4 protein-coding genes are annotated in these 2,828 nt (G+C 71.4%); 2 read left to right on the top strand and 2 right to left on the bottom strand.

Annotated elements, in window-relative coordinates; genetic code table 11:
• Window positions 1-67: 67 nt before the first annotated feature.
• Window positions 68-484, bottom strand: coding sequence for a VOC family protein (locus IE249_RS33385; RefSeq protein ID WP_189710922.1), 417 nt, complete (start codon window positions 482-484; stop codon window positions 68-70).
• 267 nt (window positions 485-751) lie between these two features.
• Between IE249_RS33385 and IE249_RS33380 the strand changes: the two genes are divergently transcribed.
• Complete coding sequence (locus IE249_RS33380) at window positions 752-1,069, top strand: hypothetical protein (protein ID WP_189710920.1); 318 nt, start codon at window positions 752-754, stop codon at window positions 1,067-1,069.
• 134 nt (window positions 1,070-1,203) lie between these two features.
• On the opposite strand, the gene IE249_RS33375 is transcribed toward IE249_RS33380, so the two are convergent.
• Window positions 1,204-2,073 carry a patatin-like phospholipase family protein gene (locus tag IE249_RS33375; RefSeq protein ID WP_189710918.1) on the bottom strand — a complete coding sequence of 290 codons (870 nt, stop codon included), beginning with the start codon at window positions 2,071-2,073 and terminating at the stop codon, window positions 1,204-1,206.
• 112 nt (window positions 2,074-2,185) lie between these two features.
• Between IE249_RS33375 and IE249_RS33370 the strand changes: the two genes are divergently transcribed.
• The gene (locus IE249_RS33370) at window positions 2,186-2,716 is read left to right on the top strand and encodes a TetR/AcrR family transcriptional regulator (RefSeq protein ID WP_189710916.1); all 531 of its coding nucleotides are present in this window, start codon (window positions 2,186-2,188) and stop codon (window positions 2,714-2,716) included.
• Window positions 2,717-2,828 lie beyond the last annotated feature (112 nt).

The following is a 2,828-nucleotide window of genomic DNA, read 5'->3' as shown; positions in this document are numbered from 1 at the left end:
GTGTGTCTGCATCTGGTGTGCACGCTCTACGCGATGCAGACCCCCCAGTGCCCGCATCAGGTGACGTTCAACGCTTGGGACCGATCCGCTGATGGGACGGTGCCAGGGTGCGCAGGACATCGAACTCGTTGCCTTCGGGATCGGCCATGACCACCCAGCTCCGGCCGGGGCCCTGGCCCACGTCCACCCTGGCGGCGCCTAGACCGAGCAGCCTGGCCACCTCCTCGTCGGTGCCGCCGTCGATCGGACTGACGTCTAGGTGGAGCCGGTTCTTCACGGTCTTGCCCTCGGGCACCCGGATGAACACGAGAGTGGGCGGCATCTGGCGGGCCCGGACCTCCTCGACGGTCGGCACCCAGGAGCCGATCTCGACCTTGCCCTCGCTCCGCTCGATGACCTTGAAGCCCAGGACCGCGCACCAGAAGGCCGCGAGCCGCTCCGGATCGTGGCAATCGACAACCAACTCGGTGAACCTACTGGTCATTGCTCCCCCAGACAGCACGGACCGGGGGCTCAGCCTATGGGGCCGCGCCACCCGTCCGGCAAGTCCGGGATCACGACGACCACCAGCTCGTGGAATCGATCCCGTAAGGCTGTCCGGTGCCCTTGTCAAGTCCCGACATTGAGCGGCATGACCGGGCCGGGGGTGGGAGGGCTCAATGGAGACATGAGGCCGCGCACGGCGAACGGCCCACCCCGGATCCCCGGGACCCCCCCTCCTCAGACCCTTCCTCACTCAAGGAGAAACCTCATGGCCCGCACCCGCACCCACCGTCTGGCCCTGCTGACCGCCTCGAGCGCCCTGGCCGCAGGCGGCGTCCTGCTGCCGACGAGCGCCTTCGCCGCCGACGCCCACACGGCGGCCCCCGCGGTCGCCGCCGCGCACGGTGGCCACGGTCACTGGGACCACAGCCGGCACAGCGGCAGCAGCGGCGCCCGCACCGGGAGCGGCGGTCAGCCCGCCGTCGGCAACATCATCATCGTGAACAACATCCCCATCACCAACAGCAACACCACCGCCACCGGCATCACCCCCAACACCGGCGCCGCCGCCCCGGCCGCCAAGTGACGTTCGCTTCGACGGGTCAGGCCGTACGGAAGGGCCTTCATAGGGCAAGCCCGGCGCCCATGTCATGGGCGCCGGCTCGGTCCGCCAAGGGCCATGCCCGGACTGCCGACGCCCGGCGGGGGAAGCCGCCGTCGTCAGTCGCGGTTGGGGATGCCCCCATGGGCCTGGGCGGGCTGCCAGTGCGCGCGGAGCTTCTCGGCTGCCGCGCCGGCCTGCGCCTTGCCCGCCTGGTAGGCCGCCTTCCACGCTTCGGGGCCGTTCTGCTCCGCGTCCAGGAGGCGTACCGCGGCGGGGTCGGGAGCCAGGAGGTGGGCGCCGTCGCTCGTGGGGTGCGGGTGGCGGTGGGCGAGCGGGTCGACCACGACCACCGCGCGGGCGTCGCCCGCCAGGTCGGTGTTCGTGCCGGCTCGCAGGGCGCCGTCCAGATAGCGGCGGCCGTCGACGGTGACAGGGGGCTCGATCCCGGGGAATGCGCTGGAGGCGGCGACCGCGCGAACCAGTGGGACACCTGTGGTGGCGTCCCACACGATCGGCTCGCCGCTCTCGCATTCGACGGCCGGGATCAGCAGTGGACGTCGCGGCCAGCCGTCGGCGGCGATCAGTGCGGAGCGCTGCGCGATCAGCTGATTTTCCGCCTCCGGGTCTGCTGTTTCCAGGGCGATGCGGCCCACCCGGCGACGGGCTTCGGCAGGGTGCAGGTGGGGATCGCCGAGGAGGGCGAAGACCGCACGGGTCACTGCCGGGTCGGGACGGCGCGGCGCACCCGAAGAATCGGCGGAGCGCCGGGCGGGGAGAGTGGCGAGGCGGGCGGGGTCCTGCCCGGTGGCGATGACGGCGCCGACTATCGCCCCGGCTGAGGTGCCCACCATGAGGTCGGCCTCACCCAGGTCGACCCCGAAGCCACGCAGACCCGCTGTCAGCCCGGCCGTCCATGCGACGCCCAGGCGCCCGCCGGGCCCCAGGACCAACACCCGATCGGGGTCGTGCGTGCCGCCGCTACCCATGGCTCCCCCTCCGTTATTGAAACAGTCGTTTCATATACTCGCACAGAGCTGTCGCACGACAGGACGGTGCATGGTGGGGCGACGTTCGGATCCGGAGCGGCGTGAGCGTGTGGTGAGGCAGGCCACCGACTACGTCCTCGCACAAGGGCTGGCCGGACTGAGTCTGCGTCCGCTGGCCCAGGCACTGGGTACCAGCCCGCGGATGCTGCTCTACGACTTCGGCAGCAAGCAGGAATTGGTGACCGCGGTTCTCGCCGAGGCGCGCCGGCGCGGTTCCGAGCGCCTGATGCAGGGCCTGCCACCGGCCGGCGCCACTGTCCAGGAGCGGCTGCGTGACATCTGGACGTGGCTGAGTGCGCGTGAACGTGCCCCCTATGCCCGACTGTTCTTCGAAGTCCACGCCGACCTGCTGGCCCACCCCGAGCGCTACCCGGACCAGGCAGGGGCCGTCACCGACTGGTTCGGCCCGCTGCGCGCCGTCTTCGCCGACCTCACCACCGGCAACGACGACACGGCCACTCCCACCCTCATCATGGCCGTCCTGCGAGGCCTGCTGTTCGACCTCACCACCACCGGCGAACGCGAGCGCACCACTCTCGCCCTGGAGCGGTTCGCCGCGCTCCTGCGAGCGCCCACACCCTGACCTCTCGCCGAGTCCCTGCCGGGAGCCGCCGCCGCGCCGAACCGGCAGTCTTCGGGTGCCGGTCGCAGGTGTGCCGGCGGACGCCGCGATGCCACTCGGGTGAGACGACGTC

It is taken from the genome of Streptomyces anandii JCM 4720 (genome assembly GCF_014650655.1).
GTDB classification, from domain to species: domain Bacteria; phylum Actinomycetota; class Actinomycetes; order Streptomycetales; family Streptomycetaceae; genus Streptomyces; species Streptomyces anandii.
The sequence above is the reverse complement of the archived record's forward strand: the minus strand, read 5'-3'. Positions and strand labels throughout refer to the sequence as shown.